At 72.6% G+C, this 23,560-nt stretch carries 19 protein-coding genes; 11 read left to right on the top strand and 8 right to left on the bottom strand.

Features of this window, described 5'->3' with window-relative positions; all coding sequences use genetic code 11:
- Nucleotides 1-2: 2 nt before the first annotated feature.
- The 4 genes from ligD to ACZBH1_RS03140 form a co-directional block, all read right to left on the bottom strand.
- Entirely contained in the window at nucleotides 3-1,247 is a 1,245-nt protein-coding gene (gene ligD, locus ACZBH1_RS03155; RefSeq protein ID WP_463645491.1) for a non-homologous end-joining DNA ligase, read from the bottom strand.
- Nucleotides 1,248-1,320: 73 nt separating this feature from the next.
- Nucleotides 1,321-1,665, bottom strand: coding sequence for a helix-turn-helix domain-containing protein (locus ACZBH1_RS03150; protein WP_463645490.1), 345 nt, complete (start codon nucleotides 1,663-1,665; stop codon nucleotides 1,321-1,323).
- Nucleotides 1,666-1,816: 151 nt separating this feature from the next.
- On the bottom strand, nucleotides 1,817-3,829 hold the full coding sequence (locus tag ACZBH1_RS03145) for an alpha/beta hydrolase (RefSeq protein ID WP_463645489.1): 2,013 nt from the start codon (nucleotides 3,827-3,829) through the stop codon (nucleotides 1,817-1,819).
- 100 nt (nucleotides 3,830-3,929) lie between these two features.
- Nucleotides 3,930-4,847: a Bax inhibitor-1/YccA family protein gene (locus ACZBH1_RS03140; RefSeq protein WP_336398182.1), complete on the bottom strand. Its 918-nt coding sequence runs from the start codon at nucleotides 4,845-4,847 to the stop codon at nucleotides 3,930-3,932.
- Nucleotides 4,848-5,013: 166 nt separating this feature from the next.
- Between ACZBH1_RS03140 and ACZBH1_RS03135 the strand changes: the two genes are divergently transcribed.
- Nucleotides 5,014-6,024, top strand: coding sequence for a glycerophosphodiester phosphodiesterase family protein (locus ACZBH1_RS03135; RefSeq protein ID WP_336398183.1), 1,011 nt, complete (start codon nucleotides 5,014-5,016; stop codon nucleotides 6,022-6,024).
- Nucleotides 6,025-6,051: 27 nt separating this feature from the next.
- Here the strand turns inward: ACZBH1_RS03135 and ACZBH1_RS03130 are convergent, their stop codons facing one another.
- The 3 genes from ACZBH1_RS03130 to ACZBH1_RS03120 form a co-directional block, all read right to left on the bottom strand.
- The gene (locus tag ACZBH1_RS03130) at nucleotides 6,052-6,828 is read right to left on the bottom strand and encodes an alpha/beta fold hydrolase (RefSeq protein ID WP_463645488.1); all 777 of its coding nucleotides are present in this window, start codon (nucleotides 6,826-6,828) and stop codon (nucleotides 6,052-6,054) included.
- 83 nt (nucleotides 6,829-6,911) lie between these two features.
- A complete protein-coding gene (locus ACZBH1_RS03125) occupies nucleotides 6,912-8,078 on the bottom strand; it encodes a fatty acid desaturase family protein (RefSeq protein WP_378884148.1) in 1,167 nt (388 codons plus the stop codon).
- Between the two features lie 198 nt (nucleotides 8,079-8,276).
- Nucleotides 8,277-8,480 (bottom strand): cold-shock protein, encoded by a 204-nt coding sequence (locus ACZBH1_RS03120; protein ID WP_336398338.1) that lies wholly within the window; start codon nucleotides 8,478-8,480, stop codon nucleotides 8,277-8,279.
- A 581-nt stretch (nucleotides 8,481-9,061) separates the two neighbouring features.
- On the opposite strand from ACZBH1_RS03120, the gene ACZBH1_RS03115 reads away from it, so the two are divergent.
- A complete protein-coding gene (locus tag ACZBH1_RS03115) occupies nucleotides 9,062-11,422 on the top strand; it encodes a glycoside hydrolase family 65 protein (protein WP_463645487.1) in 2,361 nt (786 codons plus the stop codon).
- A 219-nt stretch (nucleotides 11,423-11,641) separates the two neighbouring features.
- Nucleotides 11,642-14,044, top strand: coding sequence for a beta-galactosidase (locus ACZBH1_RS03110; protein WP_463645485.1), 2,403 nt, complete (start codon nucleotides 11,642-11,644; stop codon nucleotides 14,042-14,044).
- 78 nt (nucleotides 14,045-14,122) lie between these two features.
- Here ACZBH1_RS03110 and ACZBH1_RS03105 read toward each other — a convergent pair whose 3' ends face one another.
- Complete coding sequence (locus tag ACZBH1_RS03105) at nucleotides 14,123-15,139, bottom strand: LacI family DNA-binding transcriptional regulator (protein ID WP_463645484.1); 1,017 nt, start codon at nucleotides 15,137-15,139, stop codon at nucleotides 14,123-14,125.
- Between the two features lie 179 nt (nucleotides 15,140-15,318).
- Here ACZBH1_RS03105 and ACZBH1_RS03100 point away from each other — a divergent pair, with 179 nt between their 5' ends.
- The 8 genes from ACZBH1_RS03100 to ACZBH1_RS03065 all read left to right on the top strand — a co-directional run bounded on the left by ACZBH1_RS03100 (nucleotide 15,319) and on the right by ACZBH1_RS03065 (nucleotide 23,560).
- The gene (locus ACZBH1_RS03100) at nucleotides 15,319-16,623 is read left to right on the top strand and encodes an ABC transporter substrate-binding protein (protein WP_463645483.1); all 1,305 of its coding nucleotides are present in this window, start codon (nucleotides 15,319-15,321) and stop codon (nucleotides 16,621-16,623) included.
- A 185-nt stretch (nucleotides 16,624-16,808) separates the two neighbouring features.
- Nucleotides 16,809-18,212 carry a serine/threonine-protein kinase gene (locus ACZBH1_RS03095; RefSeq protein WP_463645482.1) on the top strand — a complete coding sequence of 468 codons (1,404 nt, stop codon included), beginning with the start codon at nucleotides 16,809-16,811 and terminating at the stop codon, nucleotides 18,210-18,212.
- Nucleotides 18,213-18,263: 51 nt separating this feature from the next.
- Nucleotides 18,264-18,941 carry a response regulator transcription factor gene (locus tag ACZBH1_RS03090; RefSeq protein ID WP_336398191.1) on the top strand — a complete coding sequence of 226 codons (678 nt, stop codon included), beginning with the start codon at nucleotides 18,264-18,266 and terminating at the stop codon, nucleotides 18,939-18,941.
- Nucleotides 18,934-20,235 carry a sensor histidine kinase gene (locus ACZBH1_RS03085; RefSeq protein ID WP_463645480.1) on the top strand — a complete coding sequence of 434 codons (1,302 nt, stop codon included), beginning with the start codon at nucleotides 18,934-18,936 and terminating at the stop codon, nucleotides 20,233-20,235. The genes ACZBH1_RS03090 and ACZBH1_RS03085 overlap by 8 nt, the downstream gene beginning before the upstream one ends.
- 56 nt (nucleotides 20,236-20,291) lie before the next feature.
- Nucleotides 20,292-21,104, top strand: coding sequence for a PepSY domain-containing protein (locus tag ACZBH1_RS03080; protein WP_463645479.1), 813 nt, complete (start codon nucleotides 20,292-20,294; stop codon nucleotides 21,102-21,104).
- Nucleotides 21,105-21,259: 155 nt separating this feature from the next.
- Nucleotides 21,260-21,928, top strand: a complete 669-nt coding sequence (locus ACZBH1_RS03075; RefSeq protein ID WP_463645478.1) for a hypothetical protein — start codon at nucleotides 21,260-21,262, stop codon at nucleotides 21,926-21,928.
- 83 nt (nucleotides 21,929-22,011) lie between these two features.
- Complete coding sequence (locus ACZBH1_RS03070) at nucleotides 22,012-22,737, top strand: histidine phosphatase family protein (RefSeq protein WP_463645477.1); 726 nt, start codon at nucleotides 22,012-22,014, stop codon at nucleotides 22,735-22,737.
- Nucleotides 22,721-23,560, top strand: a complete 840-nt coding sequence (locus ACZBH1_RS03065; protein ID WP_463645476.1) for an ADP-dependent NAD(P)H-hydrate dehydratase — start codon at nucleotides 22,721-22,723, stop codon at nucleotides 23,558-23,560. The genes ACZBH1_RS03070 and ACZBH1_RS03065 overlap by 17 nt, the downstream gene beginning before the upstream one ends.

Genomic DNA, 23,560 nt, shown 5'->3' with positions numbered 1-23,560 from the left:
ACTCACTCCCCGGTCGCGCCCGGCCAGACCTTGCCCTCCCAGGGGTCGTAGTCGGCGATGAGGTCCTCCTGCGGCGGGCGCTCGGACTCGGGCACGTGCTGCAGGTTCACCCGCACGCGGTACCAGAGCGAGCTCGACCCGCGCATCCCGTCGACCATCACGTCGGCGGGGTGCAGCTGCGCGGCGACCGACGGATGCCGCTTCGTCCACTCGTCGAGCGCGGCGGTGGCCTCGGGCTTCGTCTTGGTGCGGGCGACCTCGATGAGCGGCATCGTGGACTGCCGCCGGCCAGAGCCGTCACCGCCTCGCGGCGGCTTCTCGGCGGGTCCCAGCTCCTCGGCCAGGCTCAGCAGGCCGTCGAGGGTGCCGACGGCGTCGTCGATGCCGGCGTGCGGGTCGCCGAGGTCGGCGTAGCGCTGCGGCACGGTGAGCACCGTGAACTCCTCGGGGCGACGCGCCCGCACCTCGTCCCAGTCGAGCGGTGTCGACACGCGCGCGTCGGGAAGCGGCCGGATGGAGTACGCGGATGCCACGGTGCGGTCCTTCGCGTTCTGGTTGAAGTCGACGAACACGCTCTCGCCGCGCTCCTCCTTCCACCAGCGGGCCGTCGCAAGGCCGGGTGCGCGGTTCTCGACCTCGCGCGCGAGCGTCTCGGCGGCCAGGCGCACCTGCTTGTAGTCCCACTGGGGCGCGATCCGCACCAGGATGTGCAGGCCGCGCGACCCGCTCGTCTTCGGCCATCCCACCAGGCCCACGTCGTCGAGCACGTCGCGGGCGACGAAGGCCACGTCGACGATCTGCGACCAGTCGACGCCGGGCATCGGGTCGAGGTCGATGCGCAGCTCGTCGGGATGGTCGAGGTCCTCCGCGCGCACGGGGTGCGGGTTGAGGTCGAGGCACCCGAGGTTGACGACCCACGCCAGGCCCGCGGCATCCCGGATCACCGCCTCTTCGGCCGAGGTGCCCCGGGCGTACTGCAGCGTCGCGGTGTCGACGAAGTCGGGGTGGTTCTCGGGCACGCGCTTCTGGAAGAACGGCTCGGCGTCGATGCCCTTCGGGAAGCGCTTGAGCACCATGGGGCGTCCGCCCGCGCCGCGCAGGGCGCCCTCGGCCACCGCGAGGTAGTACCGCACCACGTCGAGCTTGGTGATGCCGGGATCCGGGAACACGATCTTGCCGGGGCTCGAGATGCGCACCTCGTGCCCGTCGATCTGGAGGAGCTCGGCTTCCGTCTTGGCAGGCGTCACCCGGCCCACGCTAGCGACGCCCCGCGACATCGGCCAGGGGTTGACGCCCCGCCCGGCCGGGGCGCCGGTCGGCTCAGGCGGCCAGCGAGTACGCGGCGCGGCATCCGGCCACCGCGCGCTCGGTCGCCCGCATCCGGAGGTCGTCGACGACGCCGGCGGTGAGCTCGATCAGCGTGACTTCGAGCGCTCCGGCGACGGCGGCGATCATCTCGCTCGAGGGCTCCTTGATGCCGCGCTCGATCTCGGACAGGTACTGCGGCGAGACGCCGGCGCGGTCGGCGGTGTCGGCGAGCCGTTCGCCGCGCTCGTGGCGGAGCCGGCGCAGGCGGTCGCCGAGGGCGTCTCGCCAGAGCGGCTCGGGGTCGCGCGGCGCGGTCCTCGAGACGGGCGCGGTCGGCAGCGGGATGATCTCGGCCATGGCGTCACGATAAGACGCCGGCGGCGCAGGTCGCGAGCCGTTCCGCCCACAGCAGAACGTGCGCAGGATCGGATGCCTCGGCCGACACGCCGCCGCCCGGCCGCCACGGGCGGCGGGTCGGCCAGAACCTCCGATCCTGTGCGCGCGGCCGTCAGAAGACGACGAGCCCGCGCACCAGGACCCAGACGGCGAACACGACGAGGACGGCCGCGGCGATCCACAGCGCCACGACGTGGCCGACGGCGCCTTCGCGCGTGACGCCGGCCCGCACGAGGAGCACGCCGAGCATGACGGTGAACACCATGCCGACGAGCGGCAGCAGCACGATCGGCCAGGTGCCGGTGGGGAGCCCGAAGCCGAGGACGAGCGGCTCGGTGCGCAGCAGGATGAGCGCGAGGGCTCCCACGAACGCCAGATTCGCCCCGGCGGCGATCCCCGCCGTGAGCACGGCGCCGTCCGGTGCCTCGCCGTGGCGCCGCACGAGACGGTGGACGCCGTAGCCGAGCGCGTAGAGGAGGATCAGGCCGAGGCCGATCACCGTGACCCCCGCGATGCCGATCTGCCACGGGTTCGGGCTCCGGACGAGATCCGCGTCGAGCCGGTAGACCGCGGTGGTGGGACGGATGTCGGTGGCGGTGAGGAAGTCGATCGGGTCGGCGTCGCCGATGCACGAGGTGTCGGGCTCGACCGACGGGTCGCGGAGGAACGCGGTGGCGACGGATGCCGCGCAGGGCTCATACCAGTTGCCCCACACCGCTCCGTGCCCCATGCCCGGGAACTCGTAGCGGTAGGCCGCCGTCAGACCCGCGGCGGCGGGTTCGCTCCACGCGCTCGGCGTCACCGGGTCGAACCGGCCGCTCGTGATGAGCGTGGGGATGGCGCTGGAGACCGGGTCGTTCTCGCTCGCGGGGAGCGCGGGCACGTTCCAGACCGCGCAGTCCTCGCTGACCGGTGCGAAGCCCGCGTAGTGGGTGAGCAGCGGGTCGGCGGACGTCGTCTCCTCGATGAGCGCCGGGTCGTTGAACGGGACCTCCTCGGCGCACTCGATGGACAGGTTAAGCCCTTCGCTGAGCGAATCCGCGTTGTCGATGGAACGCTGCGCGAGTGGAACGACGACGCCGTCATCGCCGCGGTCCAGGCGATCGATGACGAAGGGGAGCACCCGCACCGTCGCGGCGTCGTAGAAGGCGTCGAACAGGCCGCCCATGATGTCGTCGTCCGCGATCTCGAGCTGCAGCGTGCCGCCCGTCGCGGGGTCCCGCACCGCCACGGTGATCGGTTCGCGGGCGGTGCGCTCGAGCACCCGCTCGAGGGAGCCCTCTACGTCGGGGTACCGCTCGTGGCAGTCCGCGTCCGCGGCGCACGCCGCCAGCAACCAGTCGATGGAGGCCCGCAGCGCTTGCGGGGTCAGCTCGAAGCGGTCGATGTTCGGGGGGTATACGCCGTCCAGCACGACCGCGCGCAGGCCGTCGGGCCGGTCGCGCATCACCGTCATCGCCAGTCGCGACCCGTACGAGACGCCGTACAGGTTCCACTGGTCGTAGCCGAGCGCGGCTCGCAGATCCGCGAGGTCGGCCACGCTCGCCGCGCTCGTGTAGGCGGCGAGATCCATGCCGTCGGCGACGAGGCGCTCGCGGCACTCCGAGAGGAGCGCGGCGCGCCGCTCGGCGAGCGCGGCTCCCGTAGGCAGCCGCCCGTCCTCGGCCAGGGCGCTCGTGTCGAGCTCCGGGCAGTCGAGCGTGGGTTCGGCATCGACGTCGCCGCGCTGCTCGACGATGATCACGTCGCGGTCGTCGGTGGCCCACTGCGCGTGGTCGAGGAAGTACCAGAGCGCCGACACGCTGCCGCCGCCGGGGCCCCCGGTCGTGGGGAAGATCAGCGGGTCGGCGGCCGGCGCGTCCGAGGTGCTCTTCACCCTGACCACCGGGAGCTGCAGCTCGCGCGCCGGGTCGCCGGCGCCGCCCCGGCCCTCCGGCACGGTCAGGATGCCGCACGTGACCCGGTGGGCGTGCTGCTCGGGGACGTCGACGGAGCACTCGGCCGGCGCGTACCCGAGCTCGGCCATGGCCGACGTCGCGCCGAGCAACGGGGACGCCAGGCCGAGGAGGACCGCCCACAGGGCGATGACGCCTGCTCTCGTGCGAGCCCGCCTCGGTGCGGTCATGGCGCCACTATAGGCGACCCTCCTCGCTGCGGCGGGAGGCCGTCGCCGCAACGACGGAGGGCCGCCCCTTCCGGGACGGCCCTCCGTGATCAGCTGCGGGTCACTCGCTCCCGCGCAGGATGGCGAGGATGCGAAGGATCTCGACGTACAGCCAGACGACGGTCACCATGATGCCGAACGCGCCGAGCCAGGCGTACTGACGCGGGGCGCCGTTGCGCACGCCCTGCTGCACCTGGTCGAAGTCCAGCACCAGCGAGTACGCGGCCATGATGACCACGAGCACGCCGATGATGAGGCCGAGCGGGATGCCCATGAACTCCTGGCTCAGCAGGCCGAAGGCGCCGCCGGCGATCGGGACGTTGAAGAGCATGAGGCCGACGTTGATCAGCGAGAACACGAGGTAGCCGATCATCGCGATCATGAAGATCTTCGTCGCGCGCTTGGAGGCGCGGACCTTGCCGCTGGCGAAGAGCGCGAGCGTCACGCCCACGACCGACAGCGTGGCCAGCGTCGCCTGCACGACGATGCCGGGCCAGATGAACTCGAAGAACGCCGAGATGCCGCCGACGAACAGACCCTCGAACGCGGCGTACGCGATGATGAGGCCCGGCCGCACCTTCTTGCGCGAGCCGAAGATCACGACGAGCGACAGCACGAAGCCGCCGAGGGCGCCGAGCATCCAGGGCAGGATCGACGGGTTCGGGTTGGCGGGGGTGACGCCGGCCATGGTCCACACCCAGCCGACCGTGGCGGTGACCAGGAGGACGGCGAAGAGGCCGAGCGTCTTCCAGACGGTGTCCTCGATCGTCATCCGACCGGTCTCGACGGCACCGGCGGACGGGGCCGCGTACATGCCCTCGAGGTGCGCCTGGGCCGCGGCATCCGTTCCCGCATGCTGCGCCGTCGCGTACTGCGTGGGCCCGCCGAGGTTCGCCGCCTGCGGACCGCCGGGGTAGGTCTGAACGGCCTTCGGGTCCTGGAAGGCCGGGTTGTTGAACGCGGGGTTGTTGAGGGCCACTGCTCTCACACTCCAATGTCAAGGGAATCCCAGCACGATGCTGTTGATCCACACTATCCGACGGCCGCCCCGCCGGGCACGGACCCGCGCTGTGAGAGGGCTATGAACGGATGCCTCGACCGCCGGTCCCGGCGCCGGTCGAGGGCGCCGCGGCTAGGGTGGGACGGTGCCGCGCCGGACCCCGCTCGTCATCGGGCACCGCGGCGCGCCCGGCTACCGTCCCGAGCACTCCCGCTCGTCCTACGCGCTCGCCTTCGCCATGGGCGTCGATGCGGTGGAGCCCGACGTGGTCGTCTCGAGGGACGGTGTGCTGGTCGTCCGGCACGAGAACGAGATCTCGGGCACGACGGATGTCGCCGACCGCCCCGAGTTCGCCGGTCGCCGCACGACGAAGACCGTCGACGGCAGCTCGCTGACCGGCTGGTTCACCGAGGACTTCACCTGGGACGAGCTCTCGACACTGCGCTGCCGAGAGCGCATCCCCGACCTCCGGCCGGCCAGCGCCAGCTTCGACGGCGAGCAGCCGGTGCTGCGGCTGCGCGATGTGCTCGACGCGGCGCGGGAGGCGTCGCTCGAGCACGGCCGCGAGATCGGCGTCGTGCTCGAGATCAAGCACGCCACGTACTTCGCGTCGGTCGGCTGGGACATCGCCGCGCTGGTCGACGCAGAGCTCCGGGACGCGGGCTGGGCGACCGGGGTGCTGCCGCTCACGATCGAGGCGTTCGAGTCGAGCGTGCTGTTCGCGCTCCAGGCGCGCGGCATCCCGGCGACGTACGTGTATCTGCTGGAGGCCGCGGGACGCCCGTTCGACCTCTATGCCGCGCACGGCACGGCCGCCCTGACGTATGCCCAGACCGCGGCGCCCGCCGGGCTGGACACCCTCGCCGGCCGGGTCGACGGCATCAGCGTCGACAAGCGCATGATCCTGGCGCCCGACAAGCTGGGCCGCACCAGTGGCGCGTCCCGCGTGGTCGGCGACGCCCACGAGCGGGGTCTGCGCGTGTACACGTGGACCTGCCGACCCGAGAACCGATTCCTCATCGGGCAGTTCCGCACGCGGGGCGGCCCGTCGTCGTTCGGGGACTGGGAGTCGGAGTGGGGCGTCATCCGCGACGCGGGCGTCGACGGGGTGTTCGTCGACCACCCCGACCTCGGCGTGGGGTTCTTCCGGGCCTGACGGCGTCGTCGCCGGGGTCGCGGCCGATCAGGACATGCGCTCGCGCACGACGCGCGCGGTCGCCACGGGGTCGGGGCGATGCATGACGGACTCGGGCACGACGACCAGCTCGGCCCCGTCGACAGCCTCCGCAAGGCGGTCGGCCGCTGTCAGCAGGAGGGGGAACGTCTGCTCGCCGCGGAGCACGGTGACGGGAGCGCGGACCGACAGCATCGCATCGCTCGGCGTCGAGGCCTCGCGCACGAGGTTGGTGTCGTAGACCGTCGACTGCGCGAGGGGGAGGAGAGCGGCGAACTGGTCGCTCGCCCGGATGCACTCGACCATGTCGCGGGGCAGGCCCACGCCTTCGAGCTGGAAGGTCACGACCGCCTCGTCGGGCCGGCCCTCGTCGACGAGTCGCTGCAGCCGCTCGGCGAGGGCGTCGTCGGGCTCGTCGACACCGAAGCGCAGCGGCGGCTCCGACAGGAACAGCGCCCGGACCGGCACTCCGCGCGCTGCCGCGAAGAGGGCCAGCACGGCGCCGGACGAATGCCCGAGCACGGCCGCGTGGCCGCCGACGGCGTCGATCACCGCCGCGAGATCCTCGGCCTCCCGCTCGGGCGTGGAGCCCGGTGCGTCGCCGCTCGAGCCTCGCGCGCGGCGGTCCCACGTGACGGCCAGGAATCCGGCATCCGCCAGCGCGCTCGCCAGCCCTGCGGCGTCGGCGGCGGTGGAGAACGCCCCGCCCACGATGACGACCACCGGGCCGGCGCCCGTCCGCTCGTACGCGATCGGGGTGCCGTCGGCGGAGGTCACGGTGTCCATGAGCTCAGCCAAGCACGGGCATCCGACACCGCACCCCCGTGCAGGGGGTCACGACACCGAGGCGCCCGTCCGGTGCCGCCGGCTCAGGCCCGGCGGTAGGTGCCGACGACGGGGCAGTCGAACGGATCGCGGGCGGCGAGCCCGACGCGGTTGAGGTAGTCGATCACGATGCCGTACGAGCGCCACAGCGTCGTCTCGGTGTACGGGACGCCCAGCGTGCGGCAGTGGTCGCGCACGATCTCGCGGGCCTTGGCGAGGTGCGGGCGCGGCATGTTCGGGAACAGGTGGTGCTCGACCTGGTAGTTCAGCCCGCCCATGAGCCACGTCGCCCACCAGCCGCCCGACACGTTGCGCGACGTGCGGACCTGCTTGCTGAAGAAGTCGAGCTTCGCGTCGGGGGCGATGACCGGCATCCCCTTGTGGTTCGGGGCGAACGAGGCGCCCATGTACACGCCGAAGACGGCGAGCTGCACGCCCAGGAACGCGAACGCCATGCCCAGCGGCAGGAAGACGAAGACCGGCGTCCAGACGACGGCGAACCGCGCCGCGAGCATGCCGAGCTCGATCCAGCGGCCCTTGACCTCTCCGCGTCCGACGAGGTGGCGGATGGCGATGAAGTGCAGGTTGAGGCCCTCCAGCGTCAGCAGCGGGAAGAACAGCCAGCCCTGGCGCCGGGTGATCAGGCGACGGATGCCGCGGGCCTGGGCCGCGTCCTCGTCGAGGAAGGAGATCGTGTCGACGTCGATGTCGGGGTCCTTGCCGACCCGATTCGGGTTGGCGTGGTGGCGGGTGTGCTTCGTCGCCCACCACGAGTAGCTCATGCCGACGACCCCGTTGCCGAGGATGCGCGCGAGCCGGTCGTTCGCCGGCCCGGACGCGAGGATCTGCCGGTGCGCGGCCTCGTGGGAGAGGAATGCGACCTGCGTGAACAGGATGCCGAGCGCTGCGGCGATGAGCAGCTGGTACCAGCTGTCGCCGAGCAGGATGAAGCCGGTGACCGCGCCGCCGAAGGCGAGCGTGATGGCCACGCCGACCATGGCGTAGAACCACGGCGTGCGCCGGAGGAGGCCGCTCTCGCGCACCACCTGCGACACCTCGGTGTAGGCGCGGGCGACGGGCGGGAACTCGTCGGTGCCGGCGTAGGTCTGGCGGATGGGGCCGAGCCGGGACTCGAGGACGGATGTGGAGATGATGACACCGTTTCGATGGGGGACCGCTATGGCCGTCGGAAGCCAAAGGCGGTTGCCCATCGCTGTGCCCAGGCTACGGGGATGCGTATGAGGCGGGGGGAATATGCGCCGACTCACGGGCGATCGTCAGGTCCGCGACGGGCGGGCCGCGGCCGCTCCCCGGCATGCGGAAGCGCCCGCCTCGCTGAAGCGAGACGGGCGCCGGAGTCCGATCCGCCGGTTCGTTCGTGACGAGAGCCCGGCGGCGCGGATGAGGGATCAGAGCGGGCGGATGTTCGCCGCCTGCATGCCCTTGGGGCCCTGCTCGGCGTCGAATTCGACCTTCTGGTCGTCGCGGAGCTCCTTGAACCCATTGCCGGTGATCGCGCTGAAGTGCGCGAAGAGGTCGGCCGAGCCGTCATCGGGTGCGATGAAGCCGTAGCCCTTCTCGGAGTTGAACCATTTCACGGTGCCAGTGGCCATCGTGTCTTTCCTTTTACTTTTCGGGCCGCCGGAGCGACCGGGGGTGCCGCGCCGAAACATTCGGAGCGGACGATGGAGGCGAGCGGGCGGCGATGCCGGCTCGAAGTGGGAGGCCGCGACCGCCGCGCGGGCGGCGTCGACGGCGTCGTGGCGGCCGAGGTGGACGGCTCGGCTGCTGTAGGCGTCCGCGCCGTCCGAGCCGACGTCGACGAAACCGGCGTATTCGCCGGCGAGGGTCGCCACGAAGACGCCGTCGTCGGCTTGGCGCCAGTCGAGCGCAGGCAGGGAGGTGCTGATCATCAGTGGGAATCCGAGCTCACGACGATGCGGAGCTCTGCGGAGAAGAGGGGCGGCGGCGAGCAGATGGCCGCTGAGGGTTGTGCGGTGAGCGTCTGAATCTGCTTCTCCACGTTGAGGCAGAGGGGGAGCGACACTCATTTCCCCGGACAGGGAACGTTCCACGGTAGCACATCCGCCGGAGGGCCGCTTCCGGCGGCGATGCGACGCGGCGGCCGATAGCCCGGCCGCGTCGCGAACGCAAGGGCTTCGGACCCTGTCGGCCGCCATCCGAGAATGGCGGCATGCGCCACAGCTCCCGCTTCGACGTGTCCGCCTGGGGCATCGGCTGGACGGGATGGGACCCCGAGCGCCAGGCGCGACGGGAGTCGGTGTTCTCGCTGTCGAACGGGCACATCGGCTGGCGCGGCACCCTCGACGAGGGCGACCCGTGCGAGGTGTCCGGCGCGTACCTCAACGGGCTCTTCGAGGAGCACCCGATGCCGTACGCGGAGGACGGCTACGGCTACCCCGACGTCGGCGAGAGCCTGATCAACGCGCCGGACGGCAAGGTGATCCGGCTGCTGGTGGGCGACGAGCCCTTCGACATCCGCGAGGGTCGCCTGACGACCCACACCCAGTTCCTGGACTTCCGCGCCGGCACGCTCACGCGCGAGGTGGAGTGGACCTCGCCCGCCGGCCGGTCGGTCCGCGTCCAATCGACGAGGCTCGTCTCGCTCACCCACCGCGCGGTCGCCGCGATCGACTACCGCGTGACGGCCGTGTCGGGCCCCGTCGAGATCACCGTGCTCTCCGAGATCGTCGCGAACGAGCCGCTTCCGCCCGTCCACCCCGACGACCGGGTGATGGAACCGCTCGAGAGGCCCTTCGAGCCGGTGGACCACACGGTATCGAGGACCGGCGCGACGATGCTGCACCGCACCCGTCGCAGCGGCATCCACGTCGCGGTCGCGATGGAGCACGACATCAGCGGGGCGGATGCCTCGTGCGGCACGGACGCGGACGACGACATCGCACGCACGACGGTGACCGCGCGCCTGGCGGCGGGTGACAGCATCCGCATCGTGAAGTTCGTGGCGCACGAGTGGTCGGACGCGGTGACGGATGCCGCGCTCCGCGACCGCGCCGAGGCCGCCGTGTCGACCGCCGCCCGGCTCGGCTGGGACGCTCTGGCGACGCAGCAGCGGGCATGCCTCGACGAGTACTGGGACGCCGCCGACGTGCGGATCGACGGCTCGGCGCGGCTGCAGCAGGCCGCGCGGTTCGCGCAGTTCCAGGTGGTCCAGGCGGCGGCACGCGCCGAGGTGCGCTCGATCCCCGGCAAGGGGCTCACCGGGCCGGGCTACGAGGGGCACACCTTCTGGGACGCCGAGGCCTTCGTCCTCCCCGTGCTCACGTACACGCTTCCCGACGCGGCGGCCGACGCGCTGCGCTGGCGCCGGTCGACCCTCGACCATGCGCGCCATCGCGCGAAGCAGCTGCATCTGGCCGGTGCCGCGTTCCCGTGGCGGACGATCAGCGGCCGCGAGTGCTCGGGGTACTGGCCGGCCGGCACCGTCGCGTTCCACATCAACGCCGACATCGCCGCGGCGGTGATCCGGCACGTCCGGGCGACGGGCGACGTCGACTTCGAAGGCGAGGTCGGGGTGGAGATCCTCGTCGAGACCGCGCGCCTGTGGGTCTCGCTCGGCCGGTGGGACGACGCCGGCGTCTTCCACATCGACGGGATCACCGGCCCCGACGAGTACTCGGCGCTGGTCGACGACAACACGTTCACGAATCTCGCCGCGCAGAGCAACCTGCGGGGCGCGGCCGAGGCGGCGCGGCGGCATCCCGGCGAAGCACGGCGCCTGCGGGTGACCGATGAGGAGATCGGCGCGTGGGAGGTGACCGCCGACGCGATGGCCGTGCCGTTCGACGCGCAGCGGAACGTGCACGAGCAGTCCGCCGGCTTCACCCGCCGCGAGCGCTGGGACTTCGAAGCCACGTCGAAAGACCAGTACCCGCTGCAGGACCACTTCCCCTACTTCGACCTCTACCGCAAGCAGGTGCTCAAGCAGGCCGACCTGGTGCTGGCGCTGCAGTTCCACCACGAGTGCTTCACCGAGGACGAGACGGCGCGCGCCTTCGCGTACTACGAGGAGCTCACGGTGCGCGACTCGTCGCTGTCGTCGGCGACGCAGTCGGTGGTGGCGGCGTGGGTGGGCCACCTGGGACTGGCGATCGACTACCTCACCGAGGCGGCGACGATCGACCTCGACGATCTGCGCGACGACATCGACGACGGGCTGCACGTCGCTGCGCTGGCGGGGGTCTGGACGGCGGTGGTCTCGGGCCTGGGCGGCATGAAGGACGGGCCCGACGGGCTCGCGTTCTCGCCCCGGCTGGCGGAGCCGATCACCGGTCTCGGCTTCGGGATCCGCGTCGCGGGCGCGGTGCTGCGCGTGGCCGTCGAGGCCGACGCCGCGACGTATACCCTGACCGCGACGGAGCAGCCGCTGCGCCTGCGTCACTTCGGCGAGGAGGTGGAGGTGCGGCCGGGCGCGCCGCTCACGCTCCCCACGCCGCCGCTCGCGGACCCCGGCCCCGCGCCGACGCAGCCGCGCGGGCGCTCGCCGCGGGAGGTCCTGGAGTCCGGCGCCTGAGCCTCGCACCGGCACGATCTCACGACACTCCGATCCGCCGTCTCCACCCTGCGCGGCCGCGCGACCGCGCACCCGCGGCACACTGTCTGGAAGGCATCGCTGGCCGACCTGCGCTGCAGTTAGTGGCACCAGCATCCGCAGCCCTGATCGCGCGGTTCGTCCAGGGTCTCCGTCGGATCGTCATGGGGCCGGGCTCGGGCATCCGCGTAGGTTCGATGGGTGCCCACTCCGTTCGACGGCGTCCCGCCGCAGCAGTCCACCGCCGACGCCGAGACCGCGACGTGGCCCCGTCCCGGCCCGCACCGCATCCGCGTGACGGATCCGGCACCCGTCACGCCGGCGCCGCTCGACATGGGCGACGACGCGACCGCCGCCGGCGTCCGGCTGACCAGTCGTTTCGTCACGCGCGACGGACGGCCGTGGATCCCGGTCATGGGGGAGTACCACTTCAGCCGTGACCGTCCCGAGCGGTGGGAGCGGGAGCTGCGCAAGATGAAGGCGGGGGGCATCGACGTCGTCGCGACGTATCTGCTCTGGATCGTCCACGAGGAGATCGAGGGCGCGCTCCGATGGGACGGGCCCTGCGACATCCGACGGTTCGTCGAGCTCGCCGACGCCGTGGGGCTGACGGTGATGCTGCGGATCGGCCCGTGGGCGCACGGCGAGGCGCGCAACGGCGGGTTCCCCGACTGGCTGCAGGCGCTGCCCCTCGCGCACCGCTCGAACGACCCGTCCTACCTCGAGCACGTTCGCCGCTGGTACGCGGCGATCGAGGAGCAGGTGCGCGGGCTGTTCCGCACACCGGAACATCCGGACCGCCCGATCGTCGGCATCCAGGTCGACAACGAGCTCTACGACGACGGCCCCCATCTGGCGACGCTGCGGGACCTCGCGGAGGACGTCGGCATGCGCGCGAGCCTGTGGACGGCGACCGGGTGGGGCGGGGCGCAGCTCCCGCGCGGACGCGTGCTCCCGGTCTATGCCGGCTACTCCGACGGGTTCTGGGAGGAGTCCGACACCGGCTGGCCGGCGTTCGGCGTCATGCACTTCACGTACAGCACGGTGCGCGACGACCTCACGGTCGGCGCCGATCTGCGCGACGCCCCCGCCGACGCACGCCCCGGTGCGTCGCTCGGCGGCGACGACCCCTGGCCGTTCGTCACGTGCGAGCTCGGCGGCGGCATGACGGTGGCGTACCACCGACGCCCCCTCGTGGATCCGGACGACGTCGCGGCGCTGGCCCTCACCAAGGTCGGAAGCGGCTCGGCGTGGCAGGGCTACTACATGTTCCACGGCGGCACTCAGGTGCAGGGCGAGCTCTCGTCGACGCAGGAGTCGCAGGCGACCGGCTACCCCAACGACGTGCCCGTGCGCGACTACGACTTCTTCGCGCCGCTGGGGACGGTCGGCTCGCAGCGTCCGCACTTCCACAAACTGCGTCAGCAGCACCTGATGCTGAGCGCGTTCGCGACCGAGCTCGCGTCGGCACCGGCCGTCATCCCGGTGCAGCGCGACGGCGCGCCACGCTGGGCCGTCCGCGGCGACGGGCGTCGCGGGTTCCTGTTCGCGAACAACCACCAGCCGGCGATCGCGGCCCTGCCCCCGGTCGCCCACGTGCAGTTCGAGGTCGCCTTCGACGATCGCGCCGTCACGGTGCCGTCGCAGCCGGTGACGCTGCCGACCGGCGCGTACGTCGCCTGGCCGCTGCGTCAGCGGTACGGCGGGATCCGGGCGCTGACCGCGACCGCCCAGCCCATCACCCGCTTCGAGACCGCAGTCGGCACGGTCGTGCTCTTCGCCGCCGCCGACGGCATCGACCTCGAGCTGCAGTTCGAGGGCGTCGACCCCTCGCAGATCCGCGGTGCGCGGGTGCGGGTGGACGACGGCATCGTCCATGCGACTCCGGATGCCGCGCCCGGCGTCGGCTGCGAGGTGATCGTCGGCGACACCACGCTCGTGTTCCTCGACCGCGAGACCGCCGAGTCGGTGTGGCGCGGGGTGATCGACGGGCGCGACACGATCGTGCTGTGGCCAGGGAGCGGCTGGTTCGAGGACGGCTTCCGCGCCGTCCGCGGCGCGGCGGATGCTGTCGTCCACGCGGTGCCGCCGCTGCGCGACGCGCCGCCCGCCGAGGTGGCGGCCGAGGGCACCGTCTTCACCCGGTACGCCCTGCCAGGCGGTGCGCACCCGATCCGGCTCGACGTGCCGGGCTTCGCCGCCGCCCCGATCGCCCCCGTGCGACGCGGCGGCCCGGCCGGTCGCCTCTCGGCGCCGACCGACCAGGACTTCGAGCATTCCGCCGTCGTCGACGTGCCGCTGCCGGCGGAGGCGTGGGACGCCGAGCAGTCGATCCTCGAGCTGGAGTGGACCGGTGACGTCGTCCGCGCCTACGTGGGGGAAGAGCTGATCGCCGACCAGTTCTGGTCCGGCCGCCCGTGGGAGATCGATCTGACGCCGTACCGGTCGCGGCTGTCCTCGGCGCCGCTGACGCTGCGGGCGTTCGCCTGGTCGCCGACGTCGGGCGTCTACGTCGATCCGCGGGTGCGTCCGACCGGCGACGTGCCCGTGCTCGAGATCCGCTCGGCGGTCGTCCGGCGGGTGCGCACCGCGACGCTCCGCTGAGGACCGGCGCGCGCGCTCAGCGCGTGCGCGTCCGCGCGACGGGTCCGCCGCGCGGACGGCGGGCACCCGCCGAACCCCTCAGCCCGCGGTCGGCGCAGGTCCCGTCGACTCGCGCCACACGACGCGGGCGATCGGGTCGTCGGCGATCCGCGGCTCCTCGCCGCGGAGCCGGGCGATGAGCCGCGCCATGGCGTTCTCGCCGATGCGCTCGTGGTTGACGTCGACGGTGGTCAGCGACGGGACGAGCACGGCGCTGCCGGGGGTGTCGTCCCAGCCGGTCACGCTGACGTCACCCGGAACGCTCCAGCCGCGCTGGTGAGCACCGCGGAGCACCCCCATCGCCACGAGGTCGTTGGCGGCGATGATGGCGGTCGGCTCCTCGCCCGCGCGGATGGACTCCACCGCGGCGATCCCCGATTCGCCCGACCAGTCGCCGTCGAACACGCCGGCGGACTGCAGCCCCAGGCGGTCGAGCGTCGCGGTGAACGTCGCGGCGCGCGCACGGGCCGACGCGAACAGCGACGACCCGGCGACATGGAGGAAGCGGCGGTGGCCGAGCCCGGCGAGGTGCTCGATGATCTCCTCCAGGGGGGAGGCGTCGACGAGCTCGCCCATGCCGCGCATCTCGTCGTCGAACGCCGCTGCCACGACGAGCACCGCGTCGGCCGGGAGATCGCGCGTGGGCAGGTCGACCGTCGACAGCGCCAGGATGCCGTCGACCTGGCGTGAGTCCGCCAGCTCGAGCACGCGCTCCGCGCGCGCCGCGGCCCCGCCCTCGGGGCTGATGACCTCGACCTGGTAGCCGGCCTCATGCGCGGCGTGCGTCGCCCCCGCGAGCATGCGCGTGGGGTTGTAGGCGAGCGCCGGCATCACCACGGCGACGCGACCCGTCACGCGCGTGCGCATCGAACGGGCCGCGAGGTTCGGCCGGTAGTGCAGCTGCGCGATCGCCTCGGCGACGCTGTCGCGCGTGCGGGGTTTGAGTCCCTCGCCGCCGAAGCGGAGATACCGCGACACGGTCTGGTGCGAGACGCCCGCGAGGCGGGCGACCTCCATGATCGTCGGACGCCGCGACCCGGTCGGCTGGGTGGTCATCGGCGTCTCCCTCCGCGCTGTCGTCCGTCGCGCTGCGTCTCACGGTACGCCACCGCGCGCGAGTGAACGATCATGGCCGACGTCCGGCATGCGTGCTGAGGCCTCCTTGACAGCAAAGGTGATCGTTCACTACGGTGGCGGCACCACCAATAGTGAACGAACACTTTCTTGAGAGGACGATGATGTTCCGCAGTAGGAGACTGGCGGCCGGGATCGCGCTGACCGCGTCGCTCGGCCTGCTCGCCGGGTGTGCGAGCGATGCCCCCGAGGGTGCCGGCACGCCGGACCCGGATGAGGAGGTCACCCTCGACTTCGCGTTCTGGGGGAACGACGTCCGTGCCGAGATGTACGACGAGGCGATCGCCGCCTTCAACGAGGAGCACCCGAACATCACGGTGAACTCGACGTTCCTCGCCTGGGACGAGTACTGGGAGAAGCGGCAGACCGAGGCCGCCGGGCGCGATCTTCCCGACGTGTTCCAGATGGACATGACGTACGTCCGTCAGTACTCCGAGAACGGGCTGCTCCTGGACCTCACCCCGTACCTCGGCGGGGTCATCGCGACCGACGGGTACGAGCAGAACGTGCTCGACATCGCGAAGGTCGGCGACGCGACGGCCGGCATGCCGATCTCGACAAACGCGCTCGGCATGTTCCAGAACCCGATGCTCGCCGACGAGCTCGGGGCGGAGCTGTTCCCCGGCGGCGACTGGGACGACTACGACCAGTGGCTCTCGGACGTGCGCGATGCGGCGAACGAGGCGGGCGTCCAGGCGTGGGGTGGGAGCAATCCCACCGGCTTCATCCAGACGTTCGAGCTCGCGCTGCGCTCGGAGGGCAAGTCCGTCTTCACCGAGGACGGCGAGGTCGGGTTCACGAAGGAGGAGCTCGCCGACTTCTGGAACCGCGGCGTCACGCTGCGCGACGACGACGTCGTCACGCCGCAGCAGCGGCTCGAGGAGCTTTCGCCGATGTCGGGCTTCGACGCGGCCGAGCAGCTCTCCGAGATCACGTGGGACAACTTCGGTGCGGGCTACCTCGCCAACCTCGGTGAGCCGTACACCAAGCTCGAGCTCGTGGCGCCTCCCGTCACCGACGAGGGGGCGAAGGATCTGTACATGAAGGCCGGCATGCTGATGTCGGCGGCGCAGACGACCGACCACCCCGAGGCGGCGGCCGCGTTCATCGATTTCATGGTCAACAGCCCCGAGGCGGGGGCGATCTTCGGCACGAACCGCGGCATGCCGGCATCCGAGACGCAGCGGGACGGCATCGAGCTCGATGCGATCGCCCAGCAGATCCTCGACTACGAGGCCTCCATCGCCGACCGGCTCGGCGACCCGCCGCCGGTGCCCATCGTCGGCTACGGGTCGGTCGAGGCGAAGTTCAAGGCGTTGGGTCAGGAGCTCGGCTTCGGGACCATCACGGTGGATGCCGCCGTCGATCAGCTCTTCGCCGAGATCGAGGTGATCGTCGGGCAGTGACCCGGCCCTGCCGGCGCGGCTCTTGCGGTGGGCCGCGCCGGCAGCTGTTCTCTCCGCGGCCGGTCACCGACTCTCCTGGGGCCGGATCGCCTGAGCGCCGCGTCGTCAAGAGGCGGCGCGATCGCAGCGCGCCGACTAGCGTCGACAGTGCCCCGGCGCGGCTGCGCCCCGGACAGGGAGAGCGGATGACACCTGCGAAGGCCGACGAGACCGCTGCGCTGCTGGACGGTCGCTATCGACTGGACGAGTGCGTCGGCGAAGGCGGCATGGCGCGCGTCTACCGCGCCGAGGACGTGATGCTCGGGCGTACCGTCGCGATCAAGATCATGCGGCCCGGTGTCGACGGCTCCTCCTCCGAGCGCGCCCACAGCGAGATGACGGTCCTCGCCTCGCTCAACCACCCGTCGCTCGTCACGCTCTACGACGCCCGCCTGGTCCCCGGCCGGCCCGAGTACCTGGCCATGGAGTTCGTGGCCGGTCCGACGCTCGCGGCACGACTCGCGGCGGGCGCCCTGCCCCCCGACATCGTGGCGCATCTGGCGACCGAGCTGGCGGAGGCGCTGCACGTCGTGCACAAGGCCGGCGTCGTGCACCGCGACATCAAGCCCTCCAACGTGCTGCTGAGCCCGCCCCAGATCCCCGGCGCCCGGCCGCGCGCGAAGCTCGCGGACTTCGGCATCGCGTACCTCCTCGATACCTCGCGACTCACATCGCCCGGCCTGGTCATCGGCACCGTCGCCTACCTCGCACCCGAGCAGCTCCGCGGCGGCGATCCGGCCCCCGCCTCCGACATCTACTCGCTCGGCCTCGTGCTGCTGGAGGCGCTCACCGGCGACCGCGCCCACCCGCACGGCGGCGGCATGGCTGCGGCGCTGGCGCGTCTGGAGAACCCGCCCGTCGTGCCCGCCTCGCTGGGCCCGGGGTGGACGCAGCTGCTCACGCGCATGCTCGACACCGAGCCGGGCGCGCGCCCGACGGCTGCCGAGGTCGCGACGGCCGCCCGCGGACTGACGGAGCGGATGCCGACGGCCGGGGCCGCCGTGGATCCGACCGCTGCGACCGCTGCGACTGTTCCGTTGACCGGACCGACGCTCGTCGCGCCGCTCGCGGGCATCGCGGGCGCGGGAGGGGGTGCCGCTGCTGCCGGCCCGGCCGACTTCGCCTCGACCCCCGGCTCCGCTGCGGCAGCGGACCCGGCGCGCTCGAACGACGTCGGTCGGACCCGTCGGCGCCCGCGTCCCGTCGCCCTCATCGGGGCCGGGCTCGGTGCTGCCCTGGTCGGGCTCGCGGCCGTGCTCGGCATCTCGGCGCTGAACGCCCCCAGTCCCTCGCCCGAGCCGGCGCTGACCGTCCCCGCCGACCCCGCACCCTCCGCGCCGCCGGCCGACGACTCCGGCAACGACGTCGTCGTCGATCCCGGCATGACCGACGAGGAGCGCAAGGCGGCCGAGGAGGCCCAGAAGAGAGCCGAAGAGGCCCAGAAGAAGGCCGAGCAGGAGCAGAAGAAGCTCGAAGAGGAGCAGCGCAAGCAGGCCGAGGAGGAGCAGAAGCGGCTCGAGGACCAGGGCGACGACGACGGCGACGACTGAGCGTCGCGCGCTTCAGGCGGGATTCAGCCGCCGAGCGCCAGACTGGAGCGGATGCGGATTCTGGTGGTGGATGACGAGGTGCGCCTGGCCGACGGCATCCGTCGCGGATTGGAAGCCGAAGGCTTCGGCGTGGATGTCGCTCACAACGGCGTGGACGGACTGTGGCGAGCCCGCGAGACCGCGTACGACGCGATCGTGCTCGACCTCATGATGCCGGGCATGAGCGGCTGGCGGGTCTGCGAGGCGCTGCGCGCGGAGGAGAACTGGACGCCCGTGCTGATGCTCACCGCGAAGGACGGCGAGTGGGACCAGGTCGAGGCGCTCGAGACGGGCGCCGACGACTACGTCACCAAGCCCTTCTCGTTCGCCGTGCTCGTCGCGCGGCTGCGTGCTCTCATCCGCCGTGGCGGGGTCGAGCGGCCGACAGTGCTCGAGGCGGGCGACCTGCGACTCGATCCGGGAGCCCGCAGGGCGTGGCGCGGGGACGCCGAGATCGACCTCACGTCGCGGGAGTTCTCGGTGCTCGAGCACCTCATGCGCCACCGCGGGCAGGTGCTCTCCAAGCGCGACCTCATCGCCGGCGTGTGGAACGACGACTTCGAGGGCGACCCCAACATCGTCGAGGTGTACGTCGGGCACCTGCGGCGCAAGGTCGACCGGCCGTTCGGTCGCGCGGCGATCGAGACCGTCCGCGGCGCGGGGTACCGTCTGGCGGCCGACGGTGGCTGAGCGACGCCGCCGGTCGCTGCGGACCCGCATCTCCGCGGCCGCGACGCTGGTCGTCGCCGCCGCGCTCGTGGCCGGGGCGCTGGCGTTCTACGGCATCCTCTCCTCCAGCATCCGCGATGCCGCCGTCCGCGGCGCCGAGGCGCGCGCCGAGCAGCTGGCCGCACGGGTCGACACGGAGGGGCTCTCGGCGGTGACCGAGCTGGAGGACGACATCGTGCAGGTCCTCGACGACGACGGCCGCGTCGTGGCGGCGTCGGAAGAGGCCGACGGCGGCGACCTGCCAGACGGCGAGGGCGCGAGCGTCGCCACGTTCGACGGCGAGCCGATGCTCGTCGTGCGGGAGGACCTCGATGACGGCGCCCTCCTGCTCGCCGTCTCGGTCGAGGACGACCAGGGCACGCTCGCGACGGTGGCGCTGCTGCTCGCGGTCGCCGTCGCAGGCGTCACGGGGCTGGTCGCGGCGATCACGTGGTGGGTGGTCGGGCGCGCCCTCCGCCCGGTCGCGCGCATCCGCGCGGAGGTCGACGACATCACCGCCGACCGCCTCGACCGCCGTGTCGCGGTGCCGGCCTCGGGTGATGAGATCGCCGCGCTCGCCGGCACGATGAACCGCATGCTGGACCGGTTGGATGCCGCGGCCACCGCGCAGCGGCGGTTCGTGTCGGATGCCTCGCACGAGCTGCGCTCCCCGCTCGCGACGATCCGCCAGCACGCCGAGCTGGCCCAGCTGCATCCGGACGCGACCTCCGTCGACGACCTCGCCGGGGTGGTCCACGACGAGGGGCTGCGCATGCAGGAGCTCGTGGATGCGCTGCTGCTGCTGACGCGGCTCGACGAGCAGGCGGCGCTCCGCGAGGACCTGGTCGACCTCGACGACCTCGCGCTCGCCGAGGTGCGGAGGCTGCGCGCGGGCGGCGCCACCGTGGACGGGTCGGGCATCCGCGCGGCGCGGGTGCGCGGCGAGGCCAGGCTGCTGGGGCAGCTGGTGCGGAACCTCGCCGACAACGCCGCCCGCCACGCACGATCCGCGGTTGCTATCGGGGTGACAGGGCGTGGCGCGGAGGTGGTGCTGACCGTCGACGACGACGGCGCCGGTGTGCCGCCCGACGAGCGCGATCGCATCTTCGAGCGCTTCGTGCGGCTCGACGAGGCGCGCGCCCGCGACGCGGGCGGCAGCGGCCTGGGGCTCGCGATCGTCCGCGCGATCGCGGAGGCCGAAGGCGGCGGCGTGCGCGTCGAGGACTCGCCGCTCGGCGGGGCGCGGTTCTCGGTCGTGCTGCCCGCCGCATCCTGAAGACGCCTTCAGGACGCTTCAGGCGTGCTTCAGCGGCCGGCCTGCACCATCGAATCATGGACGACAAGAACAGCACCCCCGAGACTTCCCCCACCACGCCCCAGCCCGTCGACGCCGGCCGGGAAGAGGCCGCCCAGGCAGACGCCGCCCGGACCGACGCGACCACGGCCACGGTGACGCCGACTCCCGCTCCCGCAGCCCCGAAGCGCCGCCGCACCCGCGGCCTGCTGATCGCCGGCGGGGCGGTGCTCACCGCCGCGATCCTCGCCGGCGGCGGCATCGCCATCGGCTCGGCGATCGCCGACGAGGCCGACGACGCCGGCGACGCCATCGCCTCGGCGGTGTCGGACGACGGCGCCGATGACGCGACCGACGACGGCTCCGCCGACGACGGCTCTGCCGACGACGACGCGTCCGACGACCGCGCGTCCGGCGACCTGTCGAACCTCGGCACCGACTCCGCCGACGACCTCGTCGCCATGGTCGAGGCCGCGTCCGGCGCCGGCGAGGGCGAGCCGGTGTCGATCGACCTGAAGCGCGACGGCGGCGCCGAGGTGTCGCTCGAGACCGAGGACGGCACCGAGACCGAGGTGCGGGTCGACGCCGCCGGGGAGACATCCGTCACCTCCACCGAGGAAGCCGACGCGGACGACACCGCGCCCCAGAACGTGCTCGACGCCGACGCGATCGCGGCGATCGTCGACGCGGCGCTCGCCGAGGCCGACGGGCGCATCGTCGAGATCGAGGCCGACGACGACAGCACCTCGCCGTGGGACGTCACGGTGCTCACGGCGGGCGGCGAGTTCATCGAGATCGACCTCGACGCGGAGTTCGCCGTCGTGGCGACCGGCGCGGACAGCGACGACTGAGCGCAGCGGGCGGCGGTCACCCGGATCGGGTGGCCGCCGCGTCGCGTCGTGACCGGTCCGGAGGCATCCGAATCGGTCCGAGCTCCGAATCACCCGCGACAGCCTTTCCGCTGTCGCGGGCGCGGCCGACGCCGCGAGACGAAGGAGTCCATCCCATGAGAATCTCAAGAGCCGTCGCGGCCGCCGCGGCGGGAGTGGCCCTGGTCCTGGGGACCGCAGGAGCGGCATCCGCTGCTCACGACGACAACCCGTCGGCGACCGTGGCCAGTTACAGCTACGACCTCGAGTCGATCCAGCCGGCCGACGTGCCCGGCGGCCAGGCCAGCGGGACCACACGGGTCAAGGCGCTGCCCAACGGCAAGCTGCAGGTGACGGTGGAGGCGTGGGGCCTCTCGCCGAACCTGCCCCACGCGATGCATCTCCACGGCGTGCCGGGGAATGCCGCGGACCTCGGCTGCCCGGGTCCCGATGCGGCCGGCCCGGACGGAGTGGTGACGGTGGTCGACGGCGTGCCGTTCTACGGCGGCATCCTCACCTCGCTCACCTCGACCGGAGACGTCTCGCCCAGCAGCGCCCTCGCGCTGGATCGGTTCGCGGTCGCCGACGCCAGCGGATACCTCTTCTACCAGCGCACGCTCACGAGCGTCCCGGGGTACGCGGACGCCGGGACGGTGCAGGTCATCGTGCACGGCATCGACTTCGACGGCAACGGCCAGTACGCGTTCAACCCGGACGACCCGTTCGCCAGCCGCTCGTCGTCGCTGGGTGCGGCCATCCCGCTCGAGGCGACGGTTCCGGTGCTGTGCGGGGGCATCGCAAACTGACGTCGGACGGCGGTCGTCTGCCCGGTGCGGGCACCTCGTGTCAACGGGGTGCCCGCACAGGGCGTTCTGCCTAGCCTGAGGTGATGGCGGTCAGAGAGCTGTGGTTGGTGCGGCACGGGGAGAGCATCGGCAACGTCGCGGCGACGAGAGCCGAGATCGACGGGCTCGAGGTCATCCCCCTCGACGAGCGCGACGCCGACGTCCCGCTGTCCGATACGGGTCGCGAGCAGGCGACGGCGCTCGGCGCATGGCTGCACGACCGGCGGGCGACGATCGACGCCTTCTGGGCATCGCCGTATCTGCGGGCTCGTGAGACGCTCGCACTCGCCCTCGACGCGTCCGGCGCGGACGCCGCGGTGGTGGTGGACGAGCGGTTGCGCGACCGCGAGCTCGGCATCCTGGATCTGCTCACCCGGACCGGTGTCGCGCGCCGCCACCCCGACGAGATGGCCCGGCGCAGGCACCTCGGCAAGTTCTACCACCGCCCGCCCGGCGGGGAGTCATGGGCCGACGTGGCGCTGCGGCTGCGCTCGTTCCTGCGTGAGGCGCTCGAGGGTCCGGGCGAGAGCGTGCTGATGGTGGCCCACGACGCGGTGGTGATGCTCCTGCTGTACGTGCTGCTGCCCCTCCGCGAAGACGAGCTGCTGGCGTTCGCCGAAGACCACACCGTGCTCAACGGGTCGGTCACCCACCTGGTTCGCAGCGACCGCGGCTGGGAGCTCGTCGACTTCTCCGACGTCGCGCACCTGCGGCGAGAGGGCGCCGACGTCACCGCGCACCCGGGGAGCCCCGATGTCGAGCCGGCCTGAGCGCGTCACCGAGTCGCTGCTGCGCGGCTGGGGCCTGCCCGACCCCGGCGACTCGAAGAAGTCGCGCGGAGACGTCGTGGTGGTCGGCGGCTCGAGGACGTCGCCCGGTGCGGTGCTGCTGGCGGGCGAGGCCGCGCTCCGCGTCGGCGCCGGACGCGTCGCGCTCGCCGTGCCCCAGTCCATCGACGCCCACGTCGGCATCGCGCTGCCCGAAGCCGGCATCCTCGCGCTCCCCGATGATGCCGAGACGCCCCTCGGCGGCGCGCTGCGGGAGCAGCTCGAGTCGGCGGACGCCGTGCTCGTCGGACCCGGATTCTCCGACGCCGGCGAGACCCGGGCCACGCTGCTCGCCGTCGCGGACGTGGGCCCCGAGGTGCTCGTGCTCGACGCGTTCGCCCTCGGTGTGCTCGGCGATGTGGACCGCGGCGCCCTGCCGGCGCGGCTCGTGCTGAACCCGAACAAGGAGGAGGCCGGGATCCTGCTGGGGCGCGACCTCGACGACCACGTGGACGACGTGCGCGAGATCGCACGCCGCTTCGACGCGGTGGTGAACTGCTACGGCGTGGTCGCGGACCCGTCCGGCCGCGCCTGGCGCGTCGACGAGGGCGACGCCGGGCTGGGCACATCGGGGAGCGGGGACGTGCTCGCCGGCGCGATCGCCGGGTTCGCCGCGCGCGGGCTCGAGCCGTCGCGGGCCGCGGTCTGGGCGGCGTGGACGCACGGCCGCGCGGGGCGGCTGCTGGGCGCGCGCCTCGGACTCGGCTTCCTCGCGGGGGAGCTGGCGCGGGAGCTCCCCGTCGCGATGCGGGACGTCGGGGTCTGA

It is taken from the genome of Microbacterium sp. ZXT2-5, assembly GCF_055329545.1.
The sequence above is the reverse complement of the archived record's forward strand: the minus strand, read 5'-3'. Positions and strand labels throughout refer to the sequence as shown.

Excerpts from the sequence above, each read along its gene's own strand:
- ACZBH1_RS03150 (WP_463645490.1), bottom strand. The coding sequence starts at position 1,665 with ATGGCCGAGATCATCCCGCTGCCGACCGCGCCCGTCTCGAGGACCGCG.
- ACZBH1_RS03145 (WP_463645489.1), bottom strand. The coding sequence starts at position 3,829 with ATGACCGCACCGAGGCGGGCTCGCACGAGAGCAGGCGTCATCGCCCTG.
- ACZBH1_RS03130 (WP_463645488.1), bottom strand. The coding sequence starts at position 6,828 with ATGGACACCGTGACCTCCGCCGACGGCACCCCGATCGCGTACGAGCGG.
- ACZBH1_RS03125 (WP_378884148.1), bottom strand. The coding sequence starts at position 8,078 with ATGGGCAACCGCCTTTGGCTTCCGACGGCCATAGCGGTCCCCCATCGA.
- ACZBH1_RS03120 (WP_336398338.1), bottom strand. The coding sequence starts at position 8,480 with ATGGCCACTGGCACCGTGAAATGGTTCAACTCCGAGAAGGGCTACGGC.
- ACZBH1_RS03115 (WP_463645487.1), top strand. The coding sequence starts at position 9,062 with ATGCGCCACAGCTCCCGCTTCGACGTGTCCGCCTGGGGCATCGGCTGG.
- ACZBH1_RS03105 (WP_463645484.1), bottom strand. The coding sequence starts at position 15,139 with ATGACCACCCAGCCGACCGGGTCGCGGCGTCCGACGATCATGGAGGTC.
- ACZBH1_RS03100 (WP_463645483.1), top strand. The coding sequence starts at position 15,319 with ATGATGTTCCGCAGTAGGAGACTGGCGGCCGGGATCGCGCTGACCGCG.
- ACZBH1_RS03095 (WP_463645482.1), top strand. The coding sequence starts at position 16,809 with ATGACACCTGCGAAGGCCGACGAGACCGCTGCGCTGCTGGACGGTCGC.
- ACZBH1_RS03090 (WP_336398191.1), top strand. The coding sequence starts at position 18,264 with ATGCGGATTCTGGTGGTGGATGACGAGGTGCGCCTGGCCGACGGCATC.
- ACZBH1_RS03080 (WP_463645479.1), top strand. The coding sequence starts at position 20,292 with ATGGACGACAAGAACAGCACCCCCGAGACTTCCCCCACCACGCCCCAG.
- ACZBH1_RS03075 (WP_463645478.1), top strand. The coding sequence starts at position 21,260 with ATGAGAATCTCAAGAGCCGTCGCGGCCGCCGCGGCGGGAGTGGCCCTG.
- ACZBH1_RS03070 (WP_463645477.1), top strand. The coding sequence starts at position 22,012 with ATGGCGGTCAGAGAGCTGTGGTTGGTGCGGCACGGGGAGAGCATCGGC.
- ACZBH1_RS03065 (WP_463645476.1), top strand. The coding sequence starts at position 22,721 with ATGTCGAGCCGGCCTGAGCGCGTCACCGAGTCGCTGCTGCGCGGCTGG.